Origin of the sequence: Streptomyces luteireticuli, from assembly GCF_041519305.1 — a bacterium.
GTDB classification, from domain to species: domain Bacteria; phylum Actinomycetota; class Actinomycetes; order Streptomycetales; family Streptomycetaceae; genus Streptomyces; species Streptomyces luteireticuli.
Window position 1 is genome coordinate 5,966,700 of the sequence record NZ_CP167927.1, and the last position, 25,045, is coordinate 5,991,744.

The window sequence follows — 25,045 nt, forward strand, 5'->3', positions numbered from 1 at the left end:
CGCCCCGGGTTGGCGGGAGCGTACGGGTGGGTCTGCATAGAGCAGGATACTGACTGGTACGTGCAAAATATTTGGGATGGCCCGGTATCGGAACACCGGGCCGCCCCCACTCGTTGTCACGACGTGAGCACGACACCACCTGTTCTCGCCGCAGAGCTGGCGCAGGCGTGGGCCGACATTCAGCGGTTCCACCCCGAGCTGCCGGATCTCGCCGCGCCCGAATCGTTGATCGGGGAGTCGTCGTCCGCGTGCGGCGCCGAGCTCTCCTTCGAAAGGCTGCTGCACGAGGCAGTGCACGGCATCGCGGCCGCCCGCGGTGTCCGGGACACCTCACGTGCCGGCCGCTACCACAATCGCCGGTTCCTGGCGATCGCCGAGGAACTGGGGCTCGACCACAGCGACGAGCCGCATCCCAGCAGCGGCTTCTCCCTGGTCGTGCTCACCCCGGAGGCGCGCAAGCGCTACCGCCCGACCATGGACAGACTCCAACGGGCGCTCAAGGCGCACACGGTGGCCACCGCGGCCGACACCTCGCGCTCCTTCCGCGGCCCGGCCGCCCGGCACGGGTCCTCCGGCGGCGGGGTGCGGGTGAAGGCCGTGTGCGAATGCGGGCGCAACGTCCGCGTCGTGCCGTCCGTGCTCGCCCAGGCGCCGATCATGTGCGGCGGCTGCGGCCAGCCGTTCCGCATCCCCGAGGTGATGTCCGTGGGCTAGGGCCCGTGCCGACCCATCGGACACGCCCTGGGGCCGTGGCCCGGCCGTCCCGCGGGCGGCCGGACCCGGGTCGGCAGGGCCGGGAGCGTGTGGCACAATAGGGGGCTGTACTCGACAGTCGCACAGGACCCCTCTCTCCTCCGGCTGACGCGTCCATCGGGCACCCGAGTACCGCAACCCCACGTGGCATCTTGTTGTGCCCAACCACGTCAAGACCAGGAGACACCACTCCAGTGGCAGTCAAGATCAAGCTGAAGCGTCTGGGCAAGATCCGTTCGCCTCACTACCGCATCGTCGTCGCCGACTCCCGCACCCGCCGTGACGGCCGGGCCATCGAGGAGATCGGCCTGTACCACCCGGTGCAGAACCCCTCGCGCATCGAGGTCGACTCCGAGCGTGCCCAGTACTGGCTGAGCGTCGGCGCCCAGCCGACCGAGCCCGTCCTGGCCATCCTGAAGGTCACCGGCGACTGGCAGAAGTTCAAGGGTCTGCCGGCCCCGGCCCCGATGCTCGTGGCCGAGCCGAAGGACAAGCGCGCCGCGTTCGAGGCGTTCACCAAGGCCCTCGAGGCCAACGAGGCGAAGGGTGAGGCCATCACCCCGAAGGCCAAGAAGTCGGAGAAGAAGGACGAGGCCGCGGCCGAGTCCGCCGAGTCGACCGAGGCCTGAGCATGCTTGAGGAGGCCCTTGAGCACTTGGTCAAGGGCATCGTCGACAACCCCGACGAGGTGCAGGTGGCCTCGCGCAACCTGCGCCGCGGACGCGTGCTGGAGGTCCGGGTCCACCCGGACGACCTCGGCAAGGTGATCGGCCGTAACGGCCGCACCGCCCGCGCGCTGCGCACCGTCGTGGGCGCCATCGGCGGCCGTGGCATCCGCGTCGACCTCGTCGACGTGGACCAGGTCCGCTGACGAGCGGCAGAGCACCGGCACGGGCCGGGAAGGGATCTCCTTCCCGGCCCGTTGTCGTCTGTACAGAGACAGTGAGAAGGAACGAATCGTGCAGCTCGTAGTGGGCAGGATCGGCCGCGCCCATGGCATCAAGGGCGAGGTCACCGTTGAGGTGCGGACGGACGAGCCGGAGCTGAGGCTGGGGCCCGGGGCCGTGCTGCTGACCGATCCCGCGGCCAGGGGTCCCCTGACCGTCGAGAGCGGCCGGGTGCACAGCGGACGGCTGCTGCTCCGGTTCACCGGCGTCGCCGACCGCAACGCGGCCGAGGCGCTGCGCAACACCGTCCTGATCGCCGACGTGGACCCGGACGAGACGCCCGAGGACCCCGAGGAGTTCTACGACCACCAGCTCGTCGACCTGGACGTCGTCACCCTCGACGGTACGCCGGTCGGGCGGATCACCGAGATCGCGCACCTGCCGTCCCAGGACCTGTTCATCGTGGAGCGGCCGGACGGCGGCGAGGTGATGATCCCCTTCGTCGAGGAGATCGTCACGGAGATCGACCTGGACGAGCAGCGCGCGGTCGTGGACCCGCCGCCCGGGCTGCTCGACGCCGAGCGGGCCGAGGTGGCCGGGACCCGGGACGACGAGGGCGGCAAGTGATGCGGCTCGACGTCGTCACCATCTTCCCCGAGTACCTCGAACCGCTGAACGTCTCGCTCGTCGGCAAGGCCCGCGCCCGTGGGCAGCTCGATGTGCGCATCCACGACCTGCGGGAATGGACGCACGACAAGCACAACACCGTCGACGACACCCCCTACGGCGGCGGCCCCGGCATGGTCATGAAGCCCGAGCCCTGGGGCGAGGCGCTGGACGAGATCATCGCCTCGGGCCCGGAGGACGAGCGGCCCGTGCTGGTCGTCCCCACGCCCAGCGGCCGGCCGTTCACCCAGGAGCTGGCCGTCGAGCTCTCCGGCAAGCCGTGGCTGGTCTTCACCCCGGCCCGCTACGAGGGCATCGACCGCCGGGTCATCGAGGAGTACGGCGAGCGGCTCGACGTCCGCGAGGTCTCCATCGGCGACTATGTGCTCGCCGGCGGCGAGGCGCCGGTCCTCGTCATGGTCGAGGCCATCGCCCGGCTGCTGCCCGGCGTGCTGGGCAACGCCGAGTCGCACCGCGACGACTCCTTCGCGCCCGGTGCCATGGCGGACCTGCTGGAGGGGCCCGTCTACACCAAGCCGCCGGAGTGGCGCGGCCGGGGCATCCCGGACGTACTGCTCAGCGGCCACCACGGCAAGATCGCCCGGTGGTGCCGGGACGAGGCGTTCCGGCGCACGGACCGCAACCGGCCCGACCTGATCGAGCGCGCCGACCCGGCGTCCTTCGACAAGAAGGACCGCGAGATGCTCTCGATCCTGGGCTGGGCCCCGGGACCGGACGGCCGATTTGGGCGTACCGGTCCGGCCGTGGAAGAATGAGCCGTTGCCCTGCGCCCGGCGCGCGCCCCTGCCACAGGGGGACCGACGTCCGCCGGGGGTGACGGGCACCCCCTCGTTTTCCGTACGAATTCCGTCGATGACCTGTGGCATCGGCGAGGAAGGGACTCCCATGTCCTCCCTGCTCGACAACGTCAACTCCGCGTCGCTGCGCACCGACGTCCCGGCCTTCCGCCCGGGTGACACCGTCAACGTCCACGTCCGCGTGATCGAGGGCAACCGCTCCCGTATCCAGCAGTTCAAGGGCGTCGTCATCCGCCGCCAGGGCGCGGGCGTCAGCGAGACCTTCACGGTCCGCAAGGTCTCGTTCTCCGTGGGCGTCGAGCGCACCTTCCCGGTCCACAGCCCGATCTTCGAGAAGATCGAGCTCGTGACCCGTGGTGACGTCCGTCGCGCCAAGCTGTACTACCTCCGTGAGCTGCGCGGCAAGGCCGCGAAGATCAAGGAGAAGCGCGACAACTGAAGTTCCGTCCGGGGTCCCGGCCGGGCCGGATAGGCTCTCGGCCCGATGGACACCGACGTACAGCTTCCGGAGCGCGACCGCTCGCCCGACCCCGTACCGGGGGAGGGCGGGGGGTCGCGCTCCTCGCGCTTTCCGCAGCGTTTTCTGCGCCGGGCGTGGGGTTGGCTCGCGGGCGGCGGGCCGCTGCGCCGGACCGGGGTGCTGCTGGCCGGCTGCCTGGTCTGCGTGATGCTCGTCAGCAGCTATGTGGTGCAGCCCTTCGTCATCCCGTCCGGCTCGATGGAGAACACGCTCCGGGTCGGGGACCGGGTGCTGGTCAACAAGCTCGCCTATCGCTTCGGGGAGGAGCCGCGCCGGGGCGACGTGGTCGTCTTCGACGGCACCGGCTCGTTCGTCCAGGACCCGCCCTCCGAGAACGCGGTCACGGCGCTGGTGCGCAAGGCCGCCTCGTCCGTCGGCCTGATGGAGCCGTCGCCCACCTTCTACGTCAAGCGTGTGGTGGGGGTCGGCGGCGACCGGGTGGTCTGCGACGGCCGGGGACGGCTGACGGTCAACGGGCGGGCCGTGACCGAGGACTACCTCTTCCCCGGGGACACCGCGTCACGGGTGCCCTTCCGGGCCGTGGTGCCCGAGGGGCGGCTGTGGGTGATGGGCGACCATCGCAGCGCCTCCAGCGACTCCCGTGACCACCTGGGGGAGCCCGGCGGCGGGATGGTCCCGGTGGACCGGGTCGTCGGGCGGGCGGACTGGATCGGCTGGCCGTTCGGCCGCTGGACCTCGCTGGAGCGGCCGGCGGCCTTCGCGGACGTACCGGCGCCGCGGCCCGGCGCCGCGCACGGGTAGAGGGGGCCGGATTGGGGCACCGTGGCCGGGGACGTCGCCGGGGTACGGGCGTGCCCGCGGGGCCCGGGGGACGGGCGGAGCGGCGGCGGGCCGCCCGGCGGGTCCAGCGGCGGCGGCGCCGGTCGGTGCTGAAGGAGGCGCCGGTCCTGCTGGGCGTGGCGCTGCTGATCGCCCTGGTCCTCAAGACCTTCCTCGTCCAGGCGTTCGTCATCCCGTCGGGGTCGATGGAGCGGACGATCCGGGTGGGGGACCGGGTGCTGGTCGACAAGCTCACCCCGTGGTTCGGGGCCCGGCCGCACCGGGGTGACGTGGTGGTCTTCAAGGACCCGGGGAACTGGCTCGCGGACGAGGGCGCGGAGCGGGCGCCGGATCCGGTGCCGGTCCGGGAGGGCCGCCGGGCGCTGGCCTTCATCGGCCTGCTGCCCTCCGCGGACGAGCGCGACCTGATCAAACGGGTCGTCGCGGTCGGCGGGGACCGGGTTGCGTGCTGCGACCGGGGCGGCCGGGTCACGGTCAACGGGCGGCCGCTCGACGAGCCGTACGTCCACCCGGGGAACCCGCCGTCCGAGCTGGCGTTCGACGTTCGGGTGCCCGCCGGGCGGCTCTTCGTCCTGGGCGACCACCGCTCCGACTCGGCGGACTCGCGTTACCACCTGGACGATCCGGGACAGGGCACCGTCCCGGAAGGGCTGGTCGTCGGGCGGGCGATGGTGATCGCGTGGCCGGTGGGGCACTGGCGGGGGCTGACGGAACCGGCCGCGTACGCGGCGGCGGGCAGGGAGCGCCGCTTCCTGGCCGGGGGCCGTCGACCCGGGGCAAAGTGGGGCACTCGTGGAGGAGGGGGAAGGATCCCGACCCCTGAGGAACTCCCGCTCGTTAGGGAAGTGGCGGGCCTGCGCGGACGAGCGACAGGCGACGGCGCGGAGTGAGGAGTGGATGTGGGGGATGTGGCGGTCGGCGCCCGGTCCGGCCACGGTGAACCCGAGAAACGTCCGGAAGGGGCCGGCGGACCGGCCGCGGGCGGAGCGCCGGACGGATCCGTCCCTCCCGTGCCCCCGGTGCCCCGGGAATCCCCGGGCGGGACGCCGCCGGACGCCGGGTCCGGCCCGGTCCGGGCCGGCGAGGGGAACGAGGAGTCCGGGAAGCCCGGGGAGAAGGCCGAGGAGCCCAAGAAGCAACGATCCTTCTGGAAGGAGCTGCCGATCCTCGTCGGTGTGGCCCTCGTCCTCGCCCTGATCATCAAGACCTTCCTCGTCCAGGCGTTCTCCATCCCGTCCGAGTCCATGCAGGACACCCTGCAGAAGGGCGACCGGGTGCTGGTGGACAAGCTCACCCCGTGGTTCGGCTCCGAGCCCGAGCGCGGCGAGGTGGTCGTCTTCCACGACCCGGGCGGCTGGCTGAAGGGGGCCGCGGCCGAGGAGACCGGACCGGTCGCGAGCGGCGTCCAGAAGGTGCTCAGCTTCATCGGGCTGATGCCCTCCGCCGAGGAGAAGGACCTGATCAAGCGGGTCATCGCGGTCGGCGGGGACACGGTGGAGTGCAAGGGCGGCAACAGCCCCGTCGTCGTCAACGGCAAGGCCCTCGACGAGCCGTACATCTTCCCCGGCGACACCCCGTGCAGCGACAAGCCCTTCGGCCCGGTCAAGGTGCCCGAGGGCCGGCTGTGGGTGATGGGCGACCACCGGCAGAACTCGCTGGACTCGCGCTGGCACCAGGACATCGACCGGGGCACGGTCTCCGTGGACGACGTCGTCGGCCGCGCGATCGTCGTCGCCTGGCCGGTCAACCGGTGGGCCACCCTGCCGGTGCCCGGCACCTTCGACCAGCCCGGGATCAACGCCGCGGCCGCCGTGGCCCCGCCGGCGCTGGGCCTGGCGGGCGCGGTCCCGCTCGTGCTGTGGCACCGCCGCCGGCTCCTGACGGAACGGGCACCCGCGCGGGGCGGGGAACGCGCCCCGGCAGAGGGCTGAGAACGGGCCTCCGTACAGGGCTGACGCGGGTCAGTACCCCCGGGTAGTGTGCGGTCCGGGTGCTCGCCGGCACCCGGACCGATCGGCTACGCGGTGGGGGACGGGCATGGGCGGAGCGCAGCGCCGGGACGGCGGCCGCACGGGCAGAGTGCTGTCCGGGGCGGCCGTGGCCGTCGGCTGCGTGCTGTTCCTCGGCGGCTTTCTGTGGGGAGCGCTCGCCTACCGGCCCTACACCGTGCCCACGGACTCGATGACGCCCACCATCGCCCCGGGCGCCCGGGTGCTCGCCGAGCGCATCGACGGCGCCGAGGTGCACCGTGGTGACGTGGTCGTCTTCCAGGACGAGGTCTGGGGCGACGTCCCGATGATCAAGCGGGTGGTGGGCGTCGGCGGCGACACCGTGGCCTGCTGCGACCGGCAGGGCCGGATGACGGTCAACGGCCGTCCGGTCGAGGAACCGTATCTGCAGAACGCCGGACCCGCCTCGCCCACCGGCTTCTCCGCCACCGTGCCGAAGGACCAGCTCTTCCTTCTCGGCGACCACCGCGCGGACTCCGTGGACTCCCGCTCCCACCTCGCCAAGGACCAGGGCGCGGTGCCGCGGGGCGCGGTGAGCGCCCGGGTGGAGGCCGTGGCCTGGCCCACGGACAGCTGGGGCATGCTCGCCCGCCCCGGCTCCTTCGCCGCCCTGCCCGGCGGCACCTCGCGGCCCGGCCCGCTCAAGTGGCTGGTGGTCTCCGTCGTCGCGGGCGCGGCGCTCGTCCTGGGCGGCGCGGCGTACGGGCCGCTGGCCCGGCTGCTGACGCGGCTGCGGGCCGGGGCGGTGGTCCCGGATGGCTGAGCCGGGCGGGACGGACCCGCTGCGCAGGGCGGCCCGCGTGATCCTGCTCGACGACCGCGACCGCATCCTGCTCCTGCACGGCTACGAGCCCGGCGACCCGTCCGAGACCTGGTGGTTCACCCCGGGCGGCGGGCTGGAGGGCGACGAGGACTGGGAGGAGGCGGCCCGCCGGGAACTCGCCGAGGAGACCGGCATCACAGAGATCGAACTGGGCCCGCCGCTGTGGTGGCGCACCTGCTCCTTCCTCTTCGACGGCCGCAGGTGGGACCAGGAGGAGCACTACTTCCTGGCCCGCACCCGCCAGAGCGGCGTCTGGACCGGCGGGGGGACGGAGCTGGAGCGGCGCAGTGTGAACGGGCTGCGGTGGTGGAGCTGCGGGGAACTCCTGACCACCCATGAGACGGTGTATCCGACCAGGCTCGCCGGGCTGCTGCGCACGCTGCTCGACGAGGGTCCCCCGCCGGCGCCGGTCCGCCTGGAGACGGAGCGCGCCTGACGCACAATGGGGGGACGCACGGCTGAAGGGGAACATGCCATGAGCGCCGAGGACCTCGAGAAGTACGAGACCGAGATGGAGCTCAAGCTCTACCGGGAGTACCGCGACGTCGTCGGACTGTTCACATATGTGATCGAGACCGAGCGGCGGTTCTACCTCACCAACGACTACGAGATGCAGGTGCACTCGGTGCAGGGGGAGGTCTTCTTCGAGGTCACGATGGCGGATGCCTGGGTCTGGGACATGTACCGGCCCGCGCGGTTCGTCAAGCAGGTCCGGGTGCTGACGTTCAAGGACGTCAACATCGAGGAGCTGAACAAGACCGATCTCGACCTTCCGAGTGGCTGAGTTCTCCACAACCGGCGGGTAATCCACAGATCCAGGCCAAGATCCAAAACTTTTCCCGGGGTGCGTCACCGTCGGTGCCGGAGGTGGTGCCGGATGAACGCGCGACGGGCGCTCGGGCGCTATGGGGAGGACCTGGCGGCACGCCGGCTGACCGAGGCCGGGATGACGGTGCTGGCCCGCAACTGGCGGTGCCGCGAGGGCGAGATCGATCTCGTGGCGCTGGACGGCGACGCGCTGGTGGTGTGCGAGGTGAAGGCCCGCAGAGCCGGACCGGACACCGGGCAGCGTGCGGGGCCGTATGACGGGCCGCACACCGGGGCGTACGCCGGGCCGTACGAGCATCCGATGGCCGCCGTCACGCCGGCCAAGGCCGAGCGGCTGCGGCGGCTCGCCGGCCGCTGGCTGGAGCGGCACGGCGGACCGCCCCCGGGCGGGGTCCGCATCGATGTGGTGGGCGTCCTCCTGCCCGGCCGGGGCGCGCCCGAGGTCCAGCACGTCAGGGGGGTGGCGTGATGGGCTTCGCCCGTACCTGCTCGGTGGCCCTGGTGGGCGTCGAGGGCGTGGTCGTCGAGGTCCAGGCCGACCTGGAGCCGGGCGTCGCCGCCTTCAACCTCGTGGGACTGCCGGACCGCAGTCTGTCGGAGAGCCGTGACCGTGTGAGAGCCGCGATCGTCAACTCCGGTGCGGAATGGCCCCAGAAGAAGCTCACCGTGGGGCTGAGCCCGGCCTCCGTCCCCAAGGGCGGCAGCGGCTTCGACCTCGCCGTCGCCTGTGCGGTCCTCGGCGCGGCCGAGCGCATCGACCCCCGGGAGATCGCCGATCTGATGATGGTCGGGGAGCTGGGGCTGGACGGCCGGGTCCGCCCGGTCCGCGGCATCCTGCCCGCCGTGCTCGCGGCGGCCGACGCGGGGTACCGGCAGGTCGTCGTCCCCGAGTGCAGCGCGACGGAGGCGAAGCTCGTGCCCGGCGTCTCGGTGCTCGGCGTCCGCAGCCTGCGCCAGCTGATCGCGGTCCTCACGGACGAGCCCGTGCCCGAGGAGGAGCCGGTGGAGGCGGGCCGGCCCGATCCGCTGCTGGCCGGGCTGACCGTGCCCGGCGCGGGGGCGGGGCTCGCGTGCGACGGCCACGCGCCGGACCTCTCCGAGGTCGCCGGCCAGCACCGGGCCCGCCGGGCGCTGGAGGTCGCCGCCGCCGGCCGGCACCACCTCTTCCTGCTCGGCCCGCCCGGCGCCGGCAAGACACTGCTCGCCGAGCGGCTCCCCGGGATCCTGCCGTCGCTCACCCCCGAGGAGTCCCTGGAGGTCACGGCCGTGCACTCGGTCGCCGGGACGCTGCCCGCCGGGCAGCCGCTCATCGACCGGCCGCCCTACTGCGCGCCCCACCACTCGGCCTCCATGGCCGCCCTCGTCGGCGGCGGCTCGGGCCTTCCGCGGCCGGGCGCCGTCTCCCTGGCCCATCGCGGGGTGCTCTTCCTGGACGAGGCGCCGGAGTGCTCGCCGCGCGTCCTCGACGCCCTGCGGCAGCCCCTGGAGTCGGGCCAGGTGGTCGTGGCCCGCACCGGCGGGGTGATGCGGCTCCCCGCCCGGTTCCTGCTGGCCCTGGCCGCCAACCCCTGCCCGTGCGGCCGGCACGGCGTCGGCGGCGAGGGCTGCGAGTGCCCGCCGAGCACGGTGCGGCGCTACCAGGCCCGGCTCTCCGGCCCGTTGCTGGACCGGGTGGACCTCCGGGTGACGGTCGAGCCCGTGGCCCGCAGCGAACTCACCGCGGCCACCGTGCCCTCGGAGTCGACCGGGCAGGTCGCCGCCCGGGTCCTGGCCGCCCGCGAACGGGCCGCGGCCCGCCTGGCGGACACCCCCTGGCACACCAACAGCGACGTCCCCGGCCACGAACTGCGCACCCGCTGGCGCCCGGAGCCGGAGGCCCTCGCCGAGGCCGAGCGGGACATGGAGCGCGGCCTGCTGACGGCCCGTGGCCTGGACCGCGTCCTCCGCGTCGCCTGGACCCTGGCCGACCTCTCCGGCCGGGCCCGGCCCGGCGCCGAGGAAGTGCGCCACGCGCTGGAGCTGCGCACGGGGGTGCGGAGAGGGGCCGTCGCGGCAGGGGCGCTGCGATGAGGGGCGCGGGGGAGCGGTGGCCCCGTATGGGGAGGGCGTCATGAGCGGGTGCGGGGACGGGCCGGCGCAGGAGGAGCGGCTGGCCCGGGTGGCCCTGACGCGGCTGACCGAGCCGGGGGACGAGCGGGTGGGGCGCTGGGTACGGGAGTTGGGGGCCGCCCGGCTCGTGCGCGGGCTCACCGGGGCGGGGCCGCCGCCCCGAGGGGCCCGCGCCGAGCGGCTCGCCGGGTGCCGGGCCCGGGCCGTGTCCCTCGACCCGGAGCGCGACCTCGCCACCGCCGCCCGGCTCGGCGCCCGGTTCGTCTGCCCCGGCGAGCCCGAGTGGCCCACCCAGCTCGACGACCTGGGCGACGCCCGGCCGCTGGGCCTGTGGGTGCGCGGCCCGGCCGATCTGCGGCTGTGGGCGCTGCGGTCCGTCGCGGTGGTGGGTGCCCGGGCCTGTACGGACTACGGCTCGCACGTCGCGGCCATCCTCGGCGCCGGGCTCGCCGAGCGTGGCTGGGTCGTGGTCTCCGGGGCCGCGTTCGGGGTCGACGGGGCGGCCCACCGAGGGGCGCTGGCGGCCGGCGGGGCGACGGCGGCGGTGCTGGCCTGCGGGGTGGACGTGCCCTATCCGCGCGGGCACGCGCAGTTGATCGGACGGATCGCCGAACAGGGCCTGGTGGTGGCCGAGTTGCCGCCGGGCGGGCACCCGACGCGGAGCAGGTTCGTCCTGCGCAACCGCGTCATCGCCGCCCTGACCCGCGGCACGGTGGTCGTCGAGGCCGAGTACCGCAGCGGCTCGCTCGGCACGGCCCGCCGGGCGCGGGCCCTCGGCCGGCACACGATGGGGGTCCCCGGGCCGGTCACCTCAGGCCTCTCCGCGGGGGTGCACGAACTCCTGCGCGAGGGTGCCTGTCCGGTGACCGACGCCGACGAGATCGCCGAACTGGTGGGCGGGATGGGCGAGCTGGCGCCCGAGCGCCGGGGGCCGACCGTGCCCCGGGACCTGCTCGCGCCGGAGGCGGCCGCGGTGCTGGAGGCTGTCCCTGGCCCCGGCGGCGACACGGAGCACATCGCCCTCAACGCCGGTCTGAGCAGGGACAGAACGCTCGGGAGGCTCTACGAACTCCACGCCCTCGGTTTCATCGCGCGCCGGGGCGACCACTGGCGCCCTCTCGCCCCGGCGTCAACATCCGTCACCCGCAAGCCCCTCGGACGGCGCCCCTTCGTGCGGCGAGGCGGTACTTGACCTGGGGCGATCGGGTGAAAGGGTTAAGGCCATGACCGCGGAGGCCACCGGGCCCCGCGCGGGGGCGCCCCCATCGCCGGGCCCTGTACGGTCCCAGGACCCGGCAGCCGTCCGAGAGCACGAGCCGGCGGATCACGGCCGTGCGGACCGTAGGAGTCCCGTCGCACACCGCGGTGCACCCGCGCGGTGCACCCGTCTCGCTGCGCCACGGGATTCCGGCCCCGCGGAGTGATCCTGTCGCATCTGATCCACGTCACAGCAGAACGGCTCAAGACGACGAATGCCCCAGCAACCCTCCGGATCGGACCGCGCGCCGGTACCCCCCGCGGCGCGCGGAGCATCCCGCCCGCCCGCGCCCGCGACGCTCGACGAACTGTGGCGCTCGTACAAGGCATCGGGTGACGAACGGCTGCGGGAGCAGCTGATCCTCCACTACTCGCCGCTGGTGAAGTATGTGGCGGGCCGGGTCAGCGTCGGGCTGCCGCCCAATGTCGAGCAGGCGGACTTCGTCTCCTCCGGGGTCTTCGGACTGATCGACGCCATCGAGAAGTTCGACCCCGGGCGCTCCATCAAGTTCGAGACCTATGCGATCACCCGCATCCGCGGCGCGATGATCGACGAACTGCGGGCGCTGGACTGGATCCCCCGCTCGGTCCGGCAGAAGGCGCGCGCCGTCGAGCGGGCCTACGCGACGCTGGAGGCCACGCTGCACCGCACGCCCTCCGAGGCGGAGGTGGCGGCCGAGATGGACATCGGGCTCGACGAACTCCACGCCGTCTTCAGCCAGTTGTCGCTGGCCAACGTGGTGGCCCTGGAGGAGCTGCTGCACGTCGGCGGCGAGGGCGGCGACCGGCTGAGCCTGATGGACACCCTGGAGGACACCGCGGCGGACGACCCGGTGGAGGTGGCCGAGGACCACGAACTGCGCCGGCTGCTCGCCCGGGCCGTCAACACCCTCCCGGAGCGGGAGAAGACCGTCGTGACCCTCTACTACTACGAGGGCCTCACCCTTGCCGAGATCGGACAGGTGCTCGGCGTCACCGAGAGCAGGGTCAGCCAGATCCACACCAAGTCGGTGCTCCAGCTGCGGGCGAAGCTGGCCGACGTGGGGCGCTGAGCGGCGACGGGCGGGCGCTGAATCGTCCCTCCAGCGTCGTCCCGCACGGCGGGGGTCCGTAAAGTGGGAGCGTGCCCAGGATTCGAGCGGCCTCCGTGGCCGAGCACCGGACGATGCAGCGCGGCGCCTTGCTGGACGCCGCCCGCTCCCTGTTGTCCGAGGGCGGGACGGAGGCGCTCACCTTCCCCGCCCTCGCCGAGCGCACCGGCCTGGCGCGGTCCTCCGTCTACGAGTACTTCCGCTCGCGCGCGGCCGTCGTCGAGGAGCTGTGCGCGGTCGACTTCCCGGTCTGGGCGGCGGAGGTCGAGGACGCCATGAACCGGGCCGAGACGCCCGAGGCGAAGATCGAGGCGTATGTCCGGCGCCAGCTGGCGCTCGTCGGCGACCGCCGCCACCGGGCCGTCGTCGCGATCTCGGCCGGCGAGCTCGACGCGGGCGCCCGCGAGAAGATCCGGGCCGCGCACGGCGGGCTGGTCGCCCTGCTGGGCGAGGTGCTGATGGCCCTCGGCCACGAGGAGCCGCGGCTGGTCGCGATGATGCTCCAGGGTGTCGTCGACGCGGCGGTGCGGCGGATCGAGCTCGGTGTGGAGGAGCCGGGGAGGGTCGCGGAGGCGGCGGTGAGGATGGCGCTGGGGGGCGTGCGGGGGTGACTCCGCGGGGCGTGGGTTCTGCCCTGGTCCCGCCCCAACCCTTTTCCGCGGGGGCTGCGCCCCTGCGTCACCCCGCTTGCGCGCGGGCGCGCGCGAAGCTTTGCCCGCTGGCCCCCTGAAGCGCCCTGCGGACGCCGTCCTCAAACGCCGGACGGGCTGGGTGTGGGCCAGGGGCGAATCCAGCGGCAGCAGCCGGGACGGCCGGTGCCGGAGCAGGTGCAGCGGGTCCAGATACTCCCGCCCCCGCAGCAGCCCCCAGTGGAGGCACCCCTCCGTGCAGTGCCAGGGTCCCGCCTCCAGCTCCCCCAGCACCGTGCCCGCCGCCACCGCGTCGCCCCGGCGCACGCCGGCCCGTACCGGCTCGTAGGTCGTGCGCAGGGGCGGATCGCCCGTCCCCGTGAGCTCGACGGCCACCACCCCGCGCCCCGCGATCGTCCCCACGAAGGAGACGGTGCCGGGTGCGGCCGCCCGGACCGGTGATCCCGCCTCCGCGGCGAGATCGACGCCGCGATGCCCGCGGGCCCACCGCACCGGTGGTGGCTCCCAGCCCCGCACCACCTGCGGCGGGCCGCCCCCGGCCCCGGTGACCGGCCAGGCCCGGGAGGCGGCGGGCACGGCTCCGGGGCCAGGCCCGGGAGCCGTCCCCGCCCCCGCCGCCGTACCGCTCACCAGCCACCCGCCCAGCAGAGCAGCCAGCGCCCATCCCACGATCCGTACCCGTCGTCGCATGACGACCACCGTGGACCGACTCCCGCCTCCCGCGCGGATCTTGGCCCTGATCTGTGGATTACCCGCCGGTTGTGGACAAGGCCGTCACCCGGTCCTTCCCCGGTCCCGTACACTTCTCTTGGCGACCCGGGTGACCGGGTCGACTTCGCACGCCCCGCCATCGGCGCGTCAGACCCTTCCCGGGCAGCGCGGTGGCCGTGTCCCTCGGTCCGTGAGCGGCTCCTTCACCGGAGCGGTCCGCGGCGGACGCGCCGGGGCGTCAGGAGCGGCGGCCGCCCGGCCGCCGTGGAAACCGAGTATCACGAGGAGCGCGGCCATGGCCGTCGTCACGATGCGGGAGCTGCTGGAGAGCGGCGTCCACTTCGGTCACCAGACCCGTCGTTGGAACCCGAAGATGAAGCGTTTCATCTTCACGGAGCGCAACGGCATCTACATCATCGACCTGCTCCAGTCGCTGTCGTACATCGACCGCGCCTACGAGTTCGTCAAGGAGACCGTCGCGCACGGCGGCTCCATCATGTTCGTCGGTACGAAGAAGCAGGCCCAGGAGGCCATCGCCGAGCAGGCGACGCGCGTCGGCATGCCCTACGTCAACCAGCGCTGGCTGGGCGGCATGCTCACCAACTTCTCGACCGTCTACAAGCGCCTGCAGCGCCTGAAGGAGCTCGAGCTCATCGACTTCGAGGATGTGGCCGCCTCCGGCCTCACCAAGAAGGAGCTCCTGGTCCTCTCCCGCGAGAAGGCCAAGCTGGAGAAGACCCTCGGCGGCATCCGCGAGATGCAGAAGGTCCCCAGCGCCGTCTGGATCGTCGACACCAAGAAGGAGCACATCGCCGTCGGTGAGGCGCGCAAGCTCCGCATCCCGGTCGTCGCGATCCTCGACACCAACTGCGACCCGGACGAGGTCGACTACAAGATCCCGGGCAACGACGACGCGATCCGCTCCGTCACCCTGCTCACCCGCGTCATCGCCGACGCCGTCGCCGAGGGCCTGATGGCCCGCTCCGGCGTGGCCGAGGCCGGCAAGGGCGACAAGGCCGCGGGCGAGCCGCTGGCCGAGTGGGAGCGCGACCTCCTCGAGGGCGAGAAGAAGGCGGACGAGGCTCCGGCCGCCGCTGAGGCTCCGGCCGCTGCCGAGGCCGAGAAGCCGGCCGCGGACGCCGAGCAGGCCTGACCCGGCCGTGATGACGGCGGGGCCCCGTGAGGCCCCGCCGTCCCGGTGGATCCACGGCCGGGTCCCGTCCGCTGGACGGGAGCCGGCCGTCGTGGTGACCTCAAGACGGACCAGCCCTGCCGGATGCCGAGCGGCGCGGCGGGGCGTAGTGCACAAGAAGGATTTCAACGATGGCGAACTTCACCGCCGCTGACGTCAAGGCTCTCCGTGAGAAGACCGGCGCCGGCATGATGGACTGCAAGAAGGCGCTCGACGAGGCCAATGGTGACCTCGAGAAGGCCATCGAGATCGTCCGCGTCAAGGGCCTCAAGGGCGTCGCCAAGCGCGAGAGCCGCACCACCGAGAACGGTGCCGTCGCCTCCGTCATCGCCGGCGACAACACCTCCGGTGTCATCGTCGAGCTGAAGTGCGAGACCGACTTCGTCGCCAAGGGCGAGAAGTTCGTGGCCGTCGCCGACGCCCTGGCCGCCCACATCGCCGCGTCCGCCCCGGCGGACCTGGAGGCCCTGCTCGCCTCCGAGATCGAGGCCGGCAAGACCGTCCAGGCGTTCATCGACGAGGCCAACGCCACCCTGGGCGAGAAGATCGTCGTCGACCGCTTCGCGTACTTCGCCGGCGGCTTCGTCTCCGCGTACATGCACCGCACCGCCGCGGACCTGCCCCCGCAGGTCGGCGTCCTGGTCGAGCTGGACAAGGAGAACGCCGAGGTCGCCAAGGACGTCGCGCAGCACATCGCCGCGTTCGCCCCGAAGTTCCTCTCCCGCGACGAGATCCCGGCCGACGTCGTCGAGAACGAGCGTCGCATCGCCGAGGAGACCGCCCGCGCCGAGGGCAAGCCCGAGGCCGCGCTGCCGAAGATCGTCGAGGGCCGCGTCACCGGCTTCTTCAAGGAGTCGGTCCTGCTGGACCAGGCCTTCGCGAAGGACAACAAGAAGACCGTCCAGAAGATCCTGGACGAGGCCGGTGTCACGCTGAAGCGCTTCTCGCGCATCCGCGTCGGCGCCTGAGCCGCCCGGCAGGGCAGCGAACGACCTGCGACCCGCTAGGGTCGTACGCAGCCGACCGTCCACCGGCCGGCCGCTGATGTGACGAGGAGGCCATTGCCGCAGAGGGAACCGAAAGGACCCAACCGGCAATGGCCTTCTTCGTATGTGCACGAGGAGAACTCCAATGAATCAGGGTGCGGACGCGCGCGAGGCCGCCGACGACATGAACGCCGACCACGGGAAGCCCCGCCGGTTCCTGCTGAAACTGTCAGGTGAGGCCTTCGCCGGTGGCGGAGGACTCGGTGTCGACCCCGATGTCGTGCACGCCATCGCCCGGGAGATCGCCGCCGTGGTCCGCGAGGGCTACGAGATCGCCGTGGTCATCGGCGGGGGCAACTTCTTCCGCGGCGCCGAGCTCCAGCAGCGCGGCATGGACCGGGCCCGCTCGGACTACATGGGCATGCTCGGCACCGTGATGAACAGCCTCGCCCTCCAGGACTTCCTGTCCAAGGAAGGCGTGGAGACCCGGGTCCAGACCGGCATCACCATGGGCCAGGTCGCCGAGCCCTTCATCCCGCTGCGCGCCGTGCGCCACCTGGAGAAGGGCCGCGTCGTGATCTTCGGCGCGGGCATGGGCATGCCCTACTTCTCCACCGACACCACCGCCGCCCAGCGGGCCCTGGAGATTCACGCCGAGGCGATCCTCATGGGCAAGAACGGCGTCGACGGGATCTACGACTCGGACCCCAAGAAGAACCCGAACGCGGTCAAGTTCGACGCGCTCGAGTACGGCGAGGTGCTCTCCCGCGGCCTCAAGGTCGCCGACGCCACCGCCATCAGCCTGTGCATGGACAACAAGCTGCCGATCCTGGTGTTCGAGCTGCTCGCAGAGGGCAACATCGCCCGCGCCGTCAAGGGTGAGAAGATCGGCACGCTCGTGAGCGACCAGGGCACGCGGGACTGACACGCCCCGCAGCCGTCCGCCGCGCCCCATCGGTCGCCGGCGGACGGCAACTCCGGGCCGTGGGAAGACCTCGGCACGGGGATGGACAACCGCCTGCCGGTCGGACACCGTGCAGGAGAAGACGCGCGCAGGGGCGAGGCTCTGCTTACTGATAACACCAGGAGCACGTGGTGATCGAAGAGATCCTCCTCGAAGCCGAGGAGAAGATGGAGAAGGCCGTTGTGGTCGCCAAGGAGGACTTCGCGGCGATCCGCACCGGGCGTGCGCACCCGGCGATGTTCAACAAGATCGTGGCGGACTACTACGGTGCGCTGACGCCGATCAATCAGCTGGCGTCGTTCTCGGTGCCCGAGCCGCGTATGGCCGTGGTGACCCCGTTCGACAAGACCGCGCTGCGCAACATCGAGCAGGCCATCCGCGACTCTGACCTGGGCGTCAACCCCAGCAACGACGGCAATATCATCCGGGTGAACTTCCCCGAGCTCACCGAGGAGCGCCGCCGGGACTACATCAAGGTCGCCAAGGGCAAGGGCGAGGACGCGAAGGTCTCGATCCGCTCCATTCGCCGCAAGGCCAAGGACGCCCTGGACAAGCTCGTCAAGGACAAGGAGTCCGGCGAGGACGAGGTGCGCCGCGCGGAGAAGGAGCTCGACGACACCACCGCGAAGTACGTGGCGCAGGTGGACGAGCTGCTCAAGCACAAGGAAGCCGAGCTGCTCGAGGTCTGATGAACGACGCATCCTGGGGAACCCCGTCGCGCGCCGGGCAGTGGGGGGCCGCCGACCGGGTCCCCCCGTTCCCGGCGGGTCCCGTGGGCGAAGCGGCCGTGGCGGCGCAGACTCGCCCCATGCCGATCGTGCCCGACGCAGGCGGAGACCAGGACGACCGTGATCAGGGGGCCGCGCACCTCGGTGGCCCCCTGTTCCGCGACGAACGCGACCGAGGGGAGCCCGACATCCGGCCGCAGGAACCCGCCGCCCCCGCCCCCCAGGCGCCCAAGGCGGGCAAGAAGAGCGCGGGACGTGACCTGCGTGCCGCGATAGGGGTGGGACTGGGCCTCGGCGCGGTCATCGTCGCCTCGCTGTTCATCTACAAGCCCGTCTTCCTCGGTGTGATCGTGATCGCCGTGGTCGTCGGGCTGTGGGAGCTGACCTCGCGGCTCGCCGAGCGCAAGGGGATCAAGGCGCCCTTGGTGCCGCTCGCCATCGGCGGTGCGGCGATGACCGTCGCGGGGTACGTCAACGGCTCCGAGGGCGCATGGGTCGCCATGGCCTTCACGGCGCTGGCCGTGCTGGTGTGGCGGATGACCGAGCCGCCGGACGACTACCTCAAGGACGTCACGGCGGGCATCTTCGCCGCGTTCTACGTGCCGTTCCTGGCCACCTTCGTGGCCCTGATGCTGGCCGCGGACGACGGTGCCTGGCGGGTGCTGACCTTCCTGATCCTCACGGTGGTCAGCGACACCGGTGCCTACGCGGTGGGCTGGCGCTTCGGCAAGCGCAAGCTCGCGCCGCGCATCAGCCCGGGCAAGACCCGCGAGGGCCTGGTCGGCGCGGTGCTGTTCGCCATGGCGGCGGGCGCGCTGTGCCTGCAGTACCTGATCGACGGCGGGCAGTGGTGGCATGGTCTGCTGCTGGGCCTCGCGGTCGCGGTCAGCGCCACGCTGGGCGATCTCGGCGAGTCGATGATCAAGCGTGACCTGGGCATCAAGGACATGGGCCGGCTGCTGCCGGGCCATGGCGGGATCATGGACCGTCTGGATTCGCTGCTGCCGACGGCACCGGTCGTGTGGCTGTTGCTGGTGGTGTTCGTAGGCGCCTGAGCTGCGGTTTTTCCTCGACGGGGTCCGTCGTCCACAGGACGGCGGGCCCCGTCCGCGCATCTGCGACACTGGATGCATCATGCCTAAGCCCGGAGAACTGACTTTCGTCGCCCCCCGCGGAGCCAAGAAGCCCCCGCGGCACCTCGCCGACCTCTCGCCCGCCGAGCGCAAGGAGGCCGTCGCCGCCATCGGCGAGAAGCCCTTCCGGGCGAAGCAGCTGTCCCAGCACTACTTCGCGCGGTACGCCCACGACCCGGCCCAGTGGACCGACATCCCGGCCGCCGCGCGCGAGAAGCTCGCCGGCGAGCTGCTGCCGGAGCTGATGACCGAGCTGCGCACCATCTCGTGCGACGACGACACCACCCGCAAGACCCTGTGGCGTCTGCACGACGGCAAGCTCGTGGAGTCCGTCCTGATGCGCTACCCGGACCGGGTCACCATGTGCATCAGCTCCCAGGCCGGCTGCGGCATGAACTGTCCGTTCTGCGCCACCGGCCAGGCCGGGCTGGACCGCAACCTGTCCACCGCCGAGATCGTCCACCAGATCGTGGACGGCATGCGCGCCCTGCGCGACGGCGAGGTGCCCGGCGGCCCGGCGCGGCTGTCCAACATCGTCTTCATGGGCATGGGCGAGCCGCTGGCCAACTACAAGCGCGTCGTCGGCGCCATCCGCCGGCTGACCGACCCCGAGCCGGACGGCCTGGGCCTGTCGCAGCGCGGCATCACCGTCTCCACCGTCGGCCTCGTCCCGGCGATGCACCGCTTCGCCGACGAGGGGTTCAAGTGCCGCCTCGCCGTCTCGCTGCACGCCCCGGACGACGAGCTGCGCGACACCCTCGTCCCGGTCAACACCCGCTGGAAGGTCCGCGAGGTCCTGGACGCGGCCTGGGAGTACGCGGAGAAGTCCGGCCGCCGGATCTCCATCGAGTACGCGCTCATCCGCGACATCAACGACCAGGCGTGGCGCGGCGACCTCCTCGGCCGGCTCCTCAAGGGCCGCCGGGTGCACGTCAACCTCATCCCGCTCAACCCCACGCCGGGTTCGAAGTGGACGGCCTCGCGGCCGGAGGACGAGCGGGCGTTCGTCGAGGCGATCGCGGCCCACGGCGTGCCGGTGACCGTCCGGGACACGCGCGGCCAGGAGATCGACGGCGCGTGCGGCCAGCTGGCCGCCACGGAGCGCTGAGCCCCCGCACTGGTACGGTGCATTCGCACAAATGAACATTCCGACAGGGGAGCGCCTCGGCGCTGAGAGTGCGGCACGGCCCGCAGACCCTCGGACCTGATCCGGTTAGTACCGGCGTAGGGAGTCAGCACCACCATGAACACCACCCTCCGGCGTGCCCTGGGCGCGGCCGCCGTCGCCGCGCTCGCCCTCCCGGCGCTCGCCGCCTGCGGGAGCTCCGGCGGCTCGAAGGAGTCCGACGGCGGCAAGACGGTCACCCTGGTCTCGCACGACTCGTTCGTCGCCTCCAAGCAGGTGCTCGACGAGTTCACCAAGGAGACCGGCTACAAGGTCTCCGTGCTCAAGAGCGGGGACGCCGGGCGGGCGGTCAACCAGGCGATCCTCTCCAAGAGCCACCCCCAGGGCGACGTGTTCTTCGGCGTGGACAACACGCTGCTCTCCCGCGCGCTCGACAACGGGATCTTCGCCTCGTACGAGGCCAAGGGCCTGGACCGGGTCCCCAAGGACCTCCAACTCGACGCAGGCGAGCACCGGGTGACGCCGGTCGACACCGGTGACATCTGCGTCAACTACGACCGCGCCTACTTCGCGGACCACAAGCTGGACCCGCCGAAGACCCTCGACGACCTGGTGAAGCCGGAGTACAAGGGCCTGTTTGTCACCGAGAACTCCGCGACCTCCTCGCCGGGGCTCGCCTTCCAGCTGGCCACCGTCGCCAAGTACGGCGACGAGGGCTGGCAGGACTACTGGAAGAAGCTCAAGGAGAACGGCGTCGAGGTCGTCGACGGCTGGGAGCAGGCCTACAACAACCGCTTCTCCGGCTCCGCCGCCGGCCGGAAGGCCAAGGGTGACCGGCCGCTCGTCGTCTCGTACGCCTCCAGCCCGCCCGCCGAGGTGCTGGACATGAAGGACAAGCCCAAGGAGGGCCCGACCGGCGTCGCGACCGGGACGTGCTTCCGGCAGACCGAGTTCGCCGGGCTGCTCAAGGGCGCGAAGAACGCCGAGGGCGGCAAGGCGCTGCTCGACTTCCTGCTGAGCCGGAAGTTCCAGGAGGACATGCCGCTCAGCATGTTCGTCAAGCCGGTGAACCCGGACGCCAAACTGCCCGAGGTGTTCACCGCGTACGGCGCGAAGGTCGACTCGCCCTGGACGCTCGCCCCCGAGAAGATCGCGAAGAACCGCGACCAGTGGGTCAAGGCATGGTCCTCGCTCGTCCTGAAGTAGCCGCACCGAAGGCCCGGGGGACCCGGAGGACGGCGGTCCGGCTCGGGCTGATGGCCCTGCCGCTTGCCTTCTTCGGGGTCTTCTTCGCCTACCCGGTCGCCGCGATCGTCTCGCGGGGCCTGAAAGCCGACGGCCGTTGGCAGTTCGGCCGGATCGGCGAGGTGGTCACCGACCCGGCGACCGCCCATGTCCTGTGGTTCACCACCTGGCAGGCGGCCGCCTCCACGGCGCTCACGCTGGCGCTCGCGCTCCCCGGCGCATATGTCTTCGCGCGCTTCGACTTCCCCGGCAAGGCGCTGCTGCGGGCGGTGGTCACCGTCCCGTTCGTGCTGCCGACCGTCGTGACCGGCTCCGCGTTCCTGGCCCTGCTCGGCCGCGGCGGGCTGCTCGACGAGCTGTGGGGCGTCCGCCTGGACACCACGGTCTGGGCGATCCTGATCGCCCACGCCTTCTTCAACTACGCCGTTGTCGTACGGACCGTGGGCGGTCTCTGGGCGCAGCTCGACCCCCGGCAGGAGGAGGCCGCGCGGGTGCTGGGCGCCGGGCGGTTCGCCGCCTGGCGCCGCGTGACACTGCCCGCGCTGGCCCCGGCCGTGGCCGCCGCGGCGCTCATGGTCTTCCTCTTCACCTTCACCTCCTTCGGCACCGTGCAGATCCTCGGCGGACCGCGCTACGCCACGCTGGAGGTGGAGATCTACCAGCAGACGGCCGAGCTGCTCGACCTGCCGACGGCCGCGGTGCTCACCCTGGTGCAGTTCGTCGCCGTCGCCGTGCTGCTGCTGGTGCACGCCCGGACCGTGCGCCGGCGCGAAGCCACTCTGCGGCTGGTGGACGCGCGCCGTACCGCGCGCCGGCCGCGCGGGGCGGCCCAATGGGCGCTGCTGGCCGCCGTCCTGACGAGCGTGGTGCTGCTGGTCCTGCTGCCGCTCGTGGTGCTGGTGCTGCGTTCCTTCGACGGGCCGGACGGCTATGGCACGGTCTTCTACCGCGCCCTCGCCTCCGCCGGGGACAACGGCGGCACGTTCGTCGTCGCCCCGCTGGAGGCCATCGGCAACTCGGTCTCCTACGGCCTGGCCGCCACGGCGATCGCCGTCGTCGTCGGGGGACTCGCCGCGGCCGCCCTCACCCGGCGTGAGGGCTTCCTGGTCCGCGGCTTCGACGCGCTGCTGATGCTGCCGCTGGGCACCTCGGCGGTCACGGTGGGTTTCGGCTTCCTCATCGCCCTGGACGAGCCGCCGCTGGACCTGCGGACGTCCTGGATCCTCGTGCCGCTCGCCCAGGCGCTGGTGGGCGTGCCGTTCGTGGTCCGCACCATGCTGCCCGTGCTGCGCGCGGTCGATCCGCGGCTGCGGGAGGCCGCGGCGGTGCTGGGCGCGTCCCCGCTGCGGGCCTGGCGGGAGGTGGACCTGCCGATGGTCGGCCGGGCGCTGGCCGTCTCCGCGGGGTTCGCCTTCGCGGTCTCGCTGGGCGAGTTCGGGGCGACCGTCTTCATCGCCCGTCCCGACAGCCCCACGCTGCCCGTCGCCGTGGCCCGGCTGCTGGGCCGGCCCGGGGAGCTCAACTACGGGCAGGCGATGGCCCTCAGCACCGTTCTGATGCTGGTGTGCGCGGTGGCGCTGCTGGTGCTGGAGCGTGTACGCACCGACCGTACGGGAGAGTTCTGATGTTGCGCCTGCGGGGCGTCACCGTCCGCTTCGGCGACCGGACGGTGCTGGACGCGGTGGACCTCGACGTCGCCGGGCACGAGACCGTCTGCGTGCTCGGCCCGAGCGGCAGCGGCAAGTCCACGCTGCTGCGGGTCGTCGCCGGGCTCCAACCGGCGGACGCCGGGCAGGTGTTGCTGGAGGGCGAGGACCAGCGCGGGGTGCCGGTGCACCGGCGCGGGGTGGGGCTGATGTTCCAGGACCACCAGCTCTTCCCGCAGCGGGACGTGGCCGGGAACGTCGCCTTCGGGCTGCGCGCCCGGGGCGTCGGACGGGCGTCGGCCGCCCGTACGGTCGACGAACTGCTCGACCTCGTCGGCCTGCCCGGGGCCGGACGGCGGGCCGTAGCGGCCCTGTCCGGCGGCGAACAGCAGCGCGTGGCGCTGGCGCGGGCGCTGGCCCCCAGCCCGCGGCTGCTGATGCTCGACGAGCCGCTGGGGCAGCTCGACCGGAGCCTGCGCGAGCGGCTCGTCGTCGAACTGCGTTCGCTGTTCGGCCGGTTGGGTACGACGGTGCTGGCCGTGACGCATGACCAGGGAGAGGCGTTCGCCCTCGCCGACCGTGTGGTGATCATGCGGGACGGGCGGATAGCGCAGACCGGGACGCCGCTGGAGGTCTGGCGGCGGCCGGCCTCGGAATTCGTGGCCCGGTTCCTCGGGTTCGAGAACGTGGTCCGGGGGACGGTGGGCGGCGGCGTCGCCGACACGGTGTGGGGGAAGGTGCCGGTGCCGGAGGGGACGGCGGAGGGGGCGTGCGGGGTGCTGGTGCGGCCGGGGGGTGTGCGGTTCGCGCCGGACGGCGCGTTGGCGTGCGAGGTCGTGTCCCGGACGTTCCGGGGGGACCATGTCGCGGTGCGACTGCTTCCGGTGGGCGGGGGGCCCGAGTTGGAGGCGTCGTGCGCTTTGGGCGACGCGCCGGAGGCGGGTGTGCGGGTGCGGGTCGCTTTCGCCGCTGAGGACGTGGTGGTTCTCCCCTAGCCCTCCCCCAGAGGGGGCACCCCCATTTCACCGTTTCTTCGCGCTCCGCGCGGGTGCAACGCGGCTGCGCCGCGTTCGTCCTCAAACGCCGGACGGGCTGGATTTCGCGCCCGGCGCGAACCCAGCCCGTCCGGCGTTTGAGATCAACGCGTCGGCGCAGGCTCCGGTTTGCCCGCTTCGGCCGCCGCGGGCGTCACCCCATGGCTGTCCGGCTCGCCGTACCACGCCACCGCGACCGCTCCCGCCACCGCGAGGATGAAGCCCAGCACGGCCATCCACGCGTACCCGTGCCGCGACGCGTCGCCGAGCAGCAGCACGCCGATGATGCCGGGCAGGATCGTCTCGCCGACGACGAGCGCCGCCGTCGCGCCGTTGACCGAGCCGATCTGCAGGGCGACCGTGTGCAGGTACATGCCGACGATGCCGGAGATGAGGATCGCGTACAGCGCCGGGTCGGCGAGCAGGGACGGGATGTCGAAGGGGTCGATGCCGTCGAGGATGCGGACGCCGACGCCGATGGCGCCGAAGCCGAGGCCGGAGAGCAGACCGGCCAGGATGGCCGCCTTGGAGCCCATCACACGGACGGCGAGGGTGCCGCCGCCCATCAGTACGACGGAGATGACCAGCAGCCACCAGTGCGTGGAGCGCGACGTCTCGCCGCTGCCCTCGTGGCCGGCGGCCGTGGCCAGCAGGACGAGCGCGGTGCAGACGACGGCTATCGAGGCCCACTCGGGCCGCTTGAGCCGGATGCCCAGCATCTTGACGCTGAGCAGCGCCGTGACGATGAGGTTGGCGCTGATGACCGTCTGGGAGAGGAAGAGCGGCAGCATGCGCGCGGCGAGCGCACCGAGGCCGAAGCCCAGGAAGTCCAGCACCGTACCGACCATGAACTCCCAGGTGACGGCCGCCTTCGCGGTGGAGGACAGGCTCGGTCCGCCGTGCTGGGTCACCCCGGTCGTGCTGGCCTTCGCGGCCTCCCGGAGCGCCGATTTGCGGGACCCCACGGCCTGTAGGACGGATCCCGTGCCGTAGCACGCCGAGGCCGCGACAGCCGTGACAAGGCCGATGATCACCAATAGCTCCGTTCGCCTGAATGAGCGCCTGCTC

General features: G+C 72.4%; 26 protein-coding genes, 2 pseudogenes and 1 riboswitch. Of the genes and pseudogenes, 26 read left to right on the forward strand and 2 right to left on the reverse strand.

Translation table 11 applies throughout. The annotated features are described in order from the left end of the window. Window positions 1-123: 123 nt before the first annotated feature. The 17 genes and pseudogenes from AB8735_RS26935 (at window position 124) to AB8735_RS27015 (ending at window position 13,173) form a co-directional block, all read left to right on the forward strand. Window positions 124-714 (forward strand): hypothetical protein, encoded by a 591-nt coding sequence (locus AB8735_RS26935; RefSeq protein ID WP_344030767.1) that lies wholly within the window; start codon window positions 124-126, stop codon window positions 712-714. Window positions 715-947: 233 nt separating this feature from the next. Continuing rightward, window positions 948-1,382, forward strand: a complete 435-nt coding sequence (gene rpsP / locus AB8735_RS26940) for a 30S ribosomal protein S16 (RefSeq protein ID WP_344030765.1) — start codon at window positions 948-950, stop codon at window positions 1,380-1,382. Window positions 1,383-1,384: 2 nt separating this feature from the next. Next, entirely contained in the window at window positions 1,385-1,624 is a 240-nt protein-coding gene (locus tag AB8735_RS26945) for an RNA-binding protein (protein ID WP_020868149.1), read from the forward strand. A gap of 88 nt (window positions 1,625-1,712) precedes the next feature. Continuing rightward, on the forward strand, window positions 1,713-2,267 hold the full coding sequence (gene rimM, locus AB8735_RS26950) for a ribosome maturation factor RimM (RefSeq protein ID WP_344030762.1): 555 nt from the start codon (window positions 1,713-1,715) through the stop codon (window positions 2,265-2,267). Continuing rightward, window positions 2,267-3,082, forward strand: coding sequence for a tRNA (guanosine(37)-N1)-methyltransferase TrmD (gene trmD, locus AB8735_RS26955; protein ID WP_372409934.1), 816 nt, complete (start codon window positions 2,267-2,269; stop codon window positions 3,080-3,082). The genes rimM and trmD overlap by 1 nt, the downstream gene beginning before the upstream one ends. A gap of 130 nt (window positions 3,083-3,212) precedes the next feature. After that, window positions 3,213-3,563 (forward strand): 50S ribosomal protein L19, encoded by a 351-nt coding sequence (gene rplS, locus AB8735_RS26960; RefSeq protein WP_344030757.1) that lies wholly within the window; start codon window positions 3,213-3,215, stop codon window positions 3,561-3,563. 45 nt (window positions 3,564-3,608) lie between these two features. After that, on the forward strand, window positions 3,609-4,406 hold the full coding sequence (gene lepB, locus AB8735_RS26965; protein ID WP_372409936.1) for a signal peptidase I: 798 nt from the start codon (window positions 3,609-3,611) through the stop codon (window positions 4,404-4,406). An 11-nt stretch (window positions 4,407-4,417) separates the two neighbouring features. After that, window positions 4,418-5,382, forward strand: a pseudogene (gene lepB, locus AB8735_RS26970) (signal peptidase I); the annotation flags it as partial. Then, window positions 5,354-6,376: a signal peptidase I gene (gene lepB, locus AB8735_RS26975; RefSeq protein ID WP_372411920.1), complete on the forward strand. Its 1,023-nt coding sequence runs from the start codon at window positions 5,354-5,356 to the stop codon at window positions 6,374-6,376. The pseudogene lepB (AB8735_RS26970) and the gene lepB (AB8735_RS26975), both read left to right, overlap by 29 nt. Before the next feature lie 106 nt (window positions 6,377-6,482). Continuing rightward, window positions 6,483-7,217: a signal peptidase I gene (lepB, locus tag AB8735_RS26980; protein WP_372409938.1), complete on the forward strand. Its 735-nt coding sequence runs from the start codon at window positions 6,483-6,485 to the stop codon at window positions 7,215-7,217. After that, entirely contained in the window at window positions 7,210-7,713 is a 504-nt protein-coding gene (locus tag AB8735_RS26985) for an NUDIX hydrolase (RefSeq protein ID WP_344030752.1), read from the forward strand. The genes lepB (AB8735_RS26980) and AB8735_RS26985 overlap by 8 nt, the downstream gene beginning before the upstream one ends. Window positions 7,714-7,752: 39 nt before the next feature. Continuing rightward, window positions 7,753-8,061: a DUF2469 domain-containing protein gene (locus AB8735_RS26990; RefSeq protein ID WP_344030750.1), complete on the forward strand. Its 309-nt coding sequence runs from the start codon at window positions 7,753-7,755 to the stop codon at window positions 8,059-8,061. A gap of 93 nt (window positions 8,062-8,154) precedes the next feature. Then, on the forward strand, window positions 8,155-8,574 hold the full coding sequence (locus AB8735_RS26995; protein WP_344030748.1) for a YraN family protein: 420 nt from the start codon (window positions 8,155-8,157) through the stop codon (window positions 8,572-8,574). Continuing rightward, window positions 8,574-10,175: a YifB family Mg chelatase-like AAA ATPase gene (locus AB8735_RS27000; RefSeq protein ID WP_344030746.1), complete on the forward strand. Its 1,602-nt coding sequence runs from the start codon at window positions 8,574-8,576 to the stop codon at window positions 10,173-10,175. Before AB8735_RS26995 ends, AB8735_RS27000 begins: the two co-directional genes overlap by 1 nt. Window positions 10,176-10,215: 40 nt before the next feature. Continuing rightward, window positions 10,216-11,406 (forward strand): DNA-processing protein DprA, encoded by a 1,191-nt coding sequence (dprA, locus tag AB8735_RS27005; protein WP_372409940.1) that lies wholly within the window; start codon window positions 10,216-10,218, stop codon window positions 11,404-11,406. A 280-nt stretch (window positions 11,407-11,686) separates the two neighbouring features. Next, window positions 11,687-12,523, forward strand: a complete 837-nt coding sequence (whiG, locus tag AB8735_RS27010; protein WP_344030742.1) for an RNA polymerase sigma factor WhiG — start codon at window positions 11,687-11,689, stop codon at window positions 12,521-12,523. A 95-nt stretch (window positions 12,524-12,618) separates the two neighbouring features. Next, window positions 12,619-13,173, forward strand: coding sequence for a helix-turn-helix domain-containing protein (locus AB8735_RS27015; protein WP_344030847.1), 555 nt, complete (start codon window positions 12,619-12,621; stop codon window positions 13,171-13,173). Window positions 13,174-13,455: 282 nt separating this feature from the next. On the opposite strand, the pseudogene AB8735_RS27020 reads toward AB8735_RS27015, so the two are convergent. After that, a pseudogene (locus AB8735_RS27020) lies at window positions 13,456-13,902 on the reverse strand (peptidoglycan DD-metalloendopeptidase family protein); the annotation flags it as partial. A 316-nt stretch (window positions 13,903-14,218) separates the two neighbouring features. Between AB8735_RS27020 and rpsB the strand changes: the two are divergent. The 9 genes from rpsB (at window position 14,219) to AB8735_RS27065 (ending at window position 23,938) form a co-directional block, all read left to right on the forward strand. Continuing rightward, window positions 14,219-15,076, forward strand: a complete 858-nt coding sequence (rpsB, locus tag AB8735_RS27025; protein ID WP_344030740.1) for a 30S ribosomal protein S2 — start codon at window positions 14,219-14,221, stop codon at window positions 15,074-15,076. 170 nt (window positions 15,077-15,246) lie between these two features. Next, window positions 15,247-16,083: a translation elongation factor Ts gene (gene tsf, locus AB8735_RS27030; RefSeq protein WP_344030738.1), complete on the forward strand. Its 837-nt coding sequence runs from the start codon at window positions 15,247-15,249 to the stop codon at window positions 16,081-16,083. A 163-nt stretch (window positions 16,084-16,246) separates the two neighbouring features. Continuing rightward, entirely contained in the window at window positions 16,247-17,026 is a 780-nt protein-coding gene (gene pyrH, locus AB8735_RS27035; protein WP_344030736.1) for a UMP kinase, read from the forward strand. Window positions 17,027-17,196: 170 nt separating this feature from the next. Continuing rightward, on the forward strand, window positions 17,197-17,754 hold the full coding sequence (gene frr, locus AB8735_RS27040) for a ribosome recycling factor (protein ID WP_344030733.1): 558 nt from the start codon (window positions 17,197-17,199) through the stop codon (window positions 17,752-17,754). Continuing rightward, window positions 17,754-18,848 carry a phosphatidate cytidylyltransferase gene (locus AB8735_RS27045; protein ID WP_372409944.1) on the forward strand — a complete coding sequence of 365 codons (1,095 nt, stop codon included), beginning with the start codon at window positions 17,754-17,756 and terminating at the stop codon, window positions 18,846-18,848. The genes frr and AB8735_RS27045 overlap by 1 nt, the downstream gene beginning before the upstream one ends. A gap of 79 nt (window positions 18,849-18,927) precedes the next feature. After that, window positions 18,928-20,034 carry a 23S rRNA (adenine(2503)-C(2))-methyltransferase RlmN gene (gene rlmN, locus AB8735_RS27050; protein ID WP_372409945.1) on the forward strand — a complete coding sequence of 369 codons (1,107 nt, stop codon included), beginning with the start codon at window positions 18,928-18,930 and terminating at the stop codon, window positions 20,032-20,034. Window positions 20,035-20,069: 35 nt separating this feature from the next. Next, window positions 20,070-20,174, forward strand: a riboswitch (TPP riboswitch). Further along, window positions 20,170-21,258 (forward strand): thiamine ABC transporter substrate binding subunit, encoded by a 1,089-nt coding sequence (locus AB8735_RS27055; RefSeq protein WP_372409947.1) that lies wholly within the window; start codon window positions 20,170-20,172, stop codon window positions 21,256-21,258. (Overlaps the previous riboswitch by 5 nt.) 50 nt (window positions 21,259-21,308) lie before the next feature. Next, window positions 21,309-22,922, forward strand: coding sequence for an ABC transporter permease (locus AB8735_RS27060; RefSeq protein WP_372409949.1), 1,614 nt, complete (start codon window positions 21,309-21,311; stop codon window positions 22,920-22,922). Then, window positions 22,919-23,938, forward strand: coding sequence for an ABC transporter ATP-binding protein (locus AB8735_RS27065; RefSeq protein WP_372411921.1), 1,020 nt, complete (start codon window positions 22,919-22,921; stop codon window positions 23,936-23,938). The genes AB8735_RS27060 and AB8735_RS27065 overlap by 4 nt, the downstream gene beginning before the upstream one ends. Window positions 23,939-24,081: 143 nt before the next feature. Here AB8735_RS27065 and AB8735_RS27070 read toward each other — a convergent pair whose 3' ends face one another. After that, entirely contained in the window at window positions 24,082-25,011 is a 930-nt protein-coding gene (locus tag AB8735_RS27070) for a hypothetical protein (RefSeq protein WP_372409950.1), read from the reverse strand. Window positions 25,012-25,045: the final 34 nt, after the last annotated feature.

What these genes read in the sequence shown, in the direction of transcription:
- AB8735_RS26945 (WP_020868149.1), top strand. Translation starts at nt 1,385, where the DNA reads ATGCTTGAGGAGGCCCTTGAGCACTTGGTCAAGGGCATCGTCGACAAC.
- trmD (WP_372409934.1), top strand. Translation starts at nt 2,267, where the DNA reads ATGCGGCTCGACGTCGTCACCATCTTCCCCGAGTACCTCGAACCGCTG.
- rplS (WP_344030757.1), top strand. Translation starts at nt 3,213, where the DNA reads ATGTCCTCCCTGCTCGACAACGTCAACTCCGCGTCGCTGCGCACCGAC.
- lepB (WP_372409936.1), top strand. Translation starts at nt 3,609, where the DNA reads ATGGACACCGACGTACAGCTTCCGGAGCGCGACCGCTCGCCCGACCCC.
- lepB (WP_372409938.1), top strand. Translation starts at nt 6,483, where the DNA reads ATGGGCGGAGCGCAGCGCCGGGACGGCGGCCGCACGGGCAGAGTGCTG.
- AB8735_RS26985 (WP_344030752.1), top strand. Translation starts at nt 7,210, where the DNA reads ATGGCTGAGCCGGGCGGGACGGACCCGCTGCGCAGGGCGGCCCGCGTG.
- AB8735_RS26990 (WP_344030750.1), top strand. Translation starts at nt 7,753, where the DNA reads ATGAGCGCCGAGGACCTCGAGAAGTACGAGACCGAGATGGAGCTCAAG.
- AB8735_RS26995 (WP_344030748.1), top strand. Translation starts at nt 8,155, where the DNA reads ATGAACGCGCGACGGGCGCTCGGGCGCTATGGGGAGGACCTGGCGGCA.
- AB8735_RS27000 (WP_344030746.1), top strand. Translation starts at nt 8,574, where the DNA reads ATGGGCTTCGCCCGTACCTGCTCGGTGGCCCTGGTGGGCGTCGAGGGC.
- dprA (WP_372409940.1), top strand. Translation starts at nt 10,216, where the DNA reads ATGAGCGGGTGCGGGGACGGGCCGGCGCAGGAGGAGCGGCTGGCCCGG.
- whiG (WP_344030742.1), top strand. Translation starts at nt 11,687, where the DNA reads ATGCCCCAGCAACCCTCCGGATCGGACCGCGCGCCGGTACCCCCCGCG.
- rpsB (WP_344030740.1), top strand. Translation starts at nt 14,219, where the DNA reads ATGGCCGTCGTCACGATGCGGGAGCTGCTGGAGAGCGGCGTCCACTTC.
- tsf (WP_344030738.1), top strand. Translation starts at nt 15,247, where the DNA reads ATGGCGAACTTCACCGCCGCTGACGTCAAGGCTCTCCGTGAGAAGACC.
- pyrH (WP_344030736.1), top strand. Translation starts at nt 16,247, where the DNA reads ATGAATCAGGGTGCGGACGCGCGCGAGGCCGCCGACGACATGAACGCC.
- AB8735_RS27045 (WP_372409944.1), top strand. Translation starts at nt 17,754, where the DNA reads ATGAACGACGCATCCTGGGGAACCCCGTCGCGCGCCGGGCAGTGGGGG.
- rlmN (WP_372409945.1), top strand. Translation starts at nt 18,928, where the DNA reads ATGCCTAAGCCCGGAGAACTGACTTTCGTCGCCCCCCGCGGAGCCAAG.
- AB8735_RS27055 (WP_372409947.1), top strand. Translation starts at nt 20,170, where the DNA reads ATGAACACCACCCTCCGGCGTGCCCTGGGCGCGGCCGCCGTCGCCGCG.
- AB8735_RS27060 (WP_372409949.1), top strand. Translation starts at nt 21,309, where the DNA reads ATGGCCCTGCCGCTTGCCTTCTTCGGGGTCTTCTTCGCCTACCCGGTC.